A 4193-nucleotide genomic window follows, 5' to 3' on the forward strand; every position below is an offset into this window, starting at 1 on the left:
CGCGGGCCCCGGCACCGGCGAGACAGGCGGCGGAGAGGCCGACCAGGGTGAGGGTGGCGCGCAGGGTGGTCAGGGCGGCCTCGAGGTGCGGCAGCCCGACGGTGCCCGGCCCGCGCCCGGTTTCCCGGACCTGCTGCGGCCGTTCCTCCCCCGCCCGAACGTACTCCCCCAGCCCAACACCGTCGGAGCCGCCGCGCTCGACGCTAACGCGGCCGAGGCTCGGACCACAGAGGAGGCGGGGGCGGCCGAGCCGGCCGACGAGGCCGACGGCGACGAGCGGGGCGAGTAAACCCGCTTGGATCAGTCGCGGAAGTAGTCGACCGTGCGGGCCACGCCCTCACGGATCGTCACCTGAGGGACCCAGCCCAGCACCTCGGCCGCGCGGCCGGCGTCCAGCGCCGAGCGGGCGACATCGCCCAGGCGGGCGGGCGCGTACTCGGGATCGTCGGCCGCGCCCGCGGCCTCGGCGACCAGCGAGTGCAGTCCACGGTCGGTGGTCTCCACCCCGGTGCCGACGTTGAACCGCAGACCGGCGGCGGCCGGCACCTCGGCGGCGCGCACGAAGGCGTCCACCACGTCGTCGACGAACACGTAGTCACGGGTGTTGCCACCGTCGCCGAACACCCGGGTGGGCTGCCCGGCGAGCAGACGCTGCGAGAAGATCGCCACGACGCCGGCCTCGCCGTGCGGGTCCTGACGCGGCCCGTACACGTTCGCCGGCGCCACGCCCGCCCACTCGATGCCGTACAGCCGCGAGAACATCTCCAGGTAGATCTCACCGGCGACCTTGCCCGCCGCGTAGGGGCTCAGCGGATCGACCGGGCGGGTCTCCGCGACCGGAAGCTCGGTGACGGGTCCGTAGATCGACCCGCCGGAGGACGTGAAGACGACCCGCCGCACACCGGCCTTGCGCGCGGCCTCCGCGAGGCGGACAGTGCCGACCACGTTGACCTCGGCGTCGTGCACCGGGTCCTCGACCGACAGGCGCACGTCGATCTGCGCGGCCAGGTGGAAGATCACCTCCGGCCGGGCCTCCGCGACGACGTCCTCGATCGCCGGGTCGGTGAGATCCAACTGGTGGAAGACGAAGCGGTCACCCGCCTCGCGCGCGGCCGCGAGGTTCTCCAACCGCCCCCGCGACAGGTTGTCCACCACCGTCACGTCGTGGCCCTCGCCCAACAGTCTGTCCACCAGGGTTGAGCCGATGAACCCGGCCCCGCCCGTCACCAGTGCACGCATACGTTCCCCTCCCTCGTGCGACGGGCCCCGCCGCCGCTCCCCCCTGTCGGAGGACAGTGTTCACGATACGACCGCGGGGTTCCCCGCGAGCTCACTCCGGCCCGTAGAGTTCCGTCGCCCTGGTGAGCGGGGTCCGCCGCTCCGGCGGGAACGGCGAGTCCTCCAGGATCTGCGCGAGCTCGGCGTCGGTGAACGCGGCGCGCACGGCGTGGATGCGTACCTGAGAATCCGCGTACACGGTGACCAGGCCGGGCGTGGTCGTCAGGTCGAGCAGGTGCTTGTTGGGCCCCTGGAACCCCCAGTAGTTCGGCGGGCTGACGTACACGTAGGTGACGCCCAGGTCGGCGAGCGCCTGATCGACCCGCGGGTCCTCGCCGGCCCGGTCCATCCGGGAGAACAGGTAGGTCGTCAGCGGGGCTGTGGAACCGGGCTGCAGGTAGTGCCGCGCCGTCGAGGGCAGGCCATGGGTGGCGTACATCCACCCGGAGCCCTCGTCGGGGTTCGTGTAGATCAGTCCTGAGTAGGCCTGCGGTTGCTCGGACAACCACTGGAAAGCACGCAGGTCGTGCTGGTCGACCATGCGGCCCCAGCGCTGGCTGGTGCCGGCCGCGGAGGCGTACTCGGGCGAGGCCTGGACGACCCACGAGCCCACGCCGACCAGGGCGGCCAGCGCCACGGCCACCCGCGCCAGCTCCACGCCGCGGCCCTCGGGATCGGTGACGGGGTCCATGAGCCGGCCCAGCCAACCCGCCAGGCCCTGTACGGTGGCGGCCACGCCCACGCCGACGGCGGCGGCCACCACCACGGCGAGCACCACCCCGATCCGGCGGGGGTCGTTGTAGTAGATGCTGCCGATCCCTCGGAGCACGCCGCCGGTCCAGTTGCCGAAGACGCTCATGGCGTTCACGCACACCACGAGCAGACCGCCCCACAGCAGGAGCGGCCACACCACGCGGCGGCGCAGCATGACGAGCAGCCCCAGCACCGCGAGAGACAGGAGCACCCAGCGCACGCCCCAGTCCTCGACGTGCCGGACCTGCAGGGCGACCGCCTTGCCCCACGTCGCGGCGCGATCGGCGCCGATCTCGAACTCGAACGCCGAGATGTCGTCGGCCTCCTCCGAGACGGTGAGGACCTGCGGCAGCAGCGTCAGCACCCCCGCCAGGCCGATGCCGGCCAGCACCACGAAGTCGCGCACCCGCCCGCGCACCGGCCGCCACAGCCCGTCGAAGAGCCACCAGAACAGCACGAACGCCCCGGCGGTGACCATCGCCGAGGGGTGGACGCCGCCGATGCCGACCAGGCCGAGTGCCGCGGCGGGGATGAGCCGCCGGTCCGCCAGCGCCGCCACCACGACCGCGGCGCCGAGACCGGCCATCCCGTTGGCCACGGCGGACGGGGTAGCGGCCACCATCACCTCGACGAACGGCAATCCGGGGAACAGCGGGGTGGCCATCGCGGCGACGGCCGCAGACGTGGCCACGACCGGCCGAGAGAAAGACCGGTGCGTGATGAGCCACGCCAGCGCCGCCACGCCGAGCGGGAAGACCAGCGCGACGCTGCCGATCTGGACGAGGTTGTACGTCTCGACCGCCCCGATGCCGCACAACCCCATTACGAGCGCGGCGATCGCGTGCCACGTGCTCGGGTAGTACAGCGTCGCGCCGTTCTCCGGGTACCGCAGCGCACCGGCCTGATCAGGCGAGGCCAGGCCCACGTCGTGGATGAAGCGGATGTAGTTGACGTGCCAGTGGGCGTCCCACCCCTGGAAGATGTTCGCGGTGCCGCCCGGCATCGCCGACAGCTCCGTGATGATCATCTGCCCGATCAGCCAGGCGCTGACCAGCACCGCCGCACCCGGCAGCAGCCACCACCGCGCGCGCCGACGACCGCCACGCCCCTCCGCCGGCCGGGATCGGCGCGCTCGTCGTCGTCTCGCCATCCACAACACCCCGGTGATGGCCAACCCCACCGCACCCACGACGGCGGCGGTGGCGGCCGTGGCGACCACATATCCACCCAACGACCACGGCACGCCGATCCGGCCGTAGACGTAACCGGCGATCGCGGCGATACCGAAGGAGACGGGGATCGACGTGGCCACCGACAGCCGCAGGGGCAGCTGCGCGGCGGTGCCGACGATCACGCCGGGCACCACCAGGAGCGCGGTGAGGGTCATCATGACCATCGCGATGTCGATGACCTGCCTCCGTTCCCCGCCCTGTCAGCGTCTCGTCCCGGCCCGCGGGCTCGTCTCGTGTCCCGCCTTGCCGACCCGCCCATTATGGGCCACCGCGTCGGGAGACCTCAGCGCGGCACGAGCACCCCGACCGGTCCGCTGCCCAGACACAGCCCCGACAGCCCCGCGAGCGGGGAGACGGTGAGTCCGCTCCCCCCGCCGACGAGACGCACGTAGACCGTGCCCAGGCCCGCCTCGACGGGCACGACCGCGGGCTCGCCGTCGTCTAGGCGCACGGACACGTGACCGTCGGCCTCCGCGAACACGTGCAACCGCACCACCCAGTCGCGCCCGATCAGCGGCCCGTCCAGCTCGATCCGGGCGCCGTCCGCGCCGATCCGGTGGCCGCAGCCCGGGTCGGGGCCCTGTGGGAGCGAGCGGCCGGGCACCACGTCGGCCGGCCGGAGGATACCGCCCGTATCGATCACCACCGGCTCACGGGTCCACGCCCCCACCTCCGGCACACCGGACACACCGACGAGCAGCCAGGACAGCCGGTGCGCGGGGGCCGCGACGGGCAGTAGCACCTCGGGCGGGACGTCCTTGTCCAGCAGCGGTTCGGTGCGGTCGTGCAGCGCGGCGAGCAGCGGCTGGAGGTAGTCGCGGGCGGGCTGCTCGGCCCAGGTCTGCCGGTAGGTGACGGTCGAGACCGCGGTCGAGGCGAGCAGCGCCACGAGGCCGAGCGCGCCCGCGACCGGCCACCCGCCGCGCGTCG

The 4193-nt window shown here is 73.2% G+C and carries 3 protein-coding genes and 1 pseudogene; 1 reads left to right on the forward strand and 3 read right to left on the reverse strand.

Annotation, left to right across the window (positions count from 1 at the left end):
• A partial coding sequence (locus HMPREF3086_RS18790; RefSeq protein WP_210401817.1) for a hypothetical protein occupies positions 1 to 289 on the forward strand: 289 nt, incomplete at its 5' end.
• Between the two features lie 11 nt (positions 290 to 300).
• Here the strand turns inward: HMPREF3086_RS18790 and HMPREF3086_RS01775 are convergent.
• The 3 genes and pseudogenes from HMPREF3086_RS01775 to HMPREF3086_RS01785 form a co-directional block, all read right to left on the reverse strand.
• Positions 301 to 1239, reverse strand: coding sequence for an SDR family NAD(P)-dependent oxidoreductase (locus HMPREF3086_RS01775; protein ID WP_061227505.1), 939 nt, complete (start codon positions 1237 to 1239; stop codon positions 301 to 303).
• Positions 1240 to 1330: 91 nt separating this feature from the next.
• Entirely contained in the window at positions 1331 to 3427 is a 2097-nt protein-coding gene (locus HMPREF3086_RS01780; RefSeq protein ID WP_061914177.1) for a DUF6541 family protein, read from the reverse strand.
• 119 nt (positions 3428 to 3546) lie between these two features.
• Positions 3547 to 4193 (reverse strand): annotated as a pseudogene (locus tag HMPREF3086_RS01785) (hypothetical protein); the annotation flags it as partial.

Origin of the sequence: Dietzia sp. HMSC21D01 (assembly GCF_001815995.1) — a bacterium.
Lineage (GTDB): Bacteria > Actinomycetota > Actinomycetes > Mycobacteriales > Mycobacteriaceae > Dietzia > Dietzia cinnamea.

What these genes read in the sequence shown, in the direction of transcription:
- HMPREF3086_RS01775 (WP_061227505.1), bottom strand. Translation starts at nt 1,239, where the DNA reads ATGCGTGCACTGGTGACGGGCGGGGCCGGGTTCATCGGCTCAACCCTG.
- HMPREF3086_RS01780 (WP_061914177.1), bottom strand. Translation starts at nt 3,427, where the DNA reads ATGGTCATGATGACCCTCACCGCGCTCCTGGTGGTGCCCGGCGTGATC.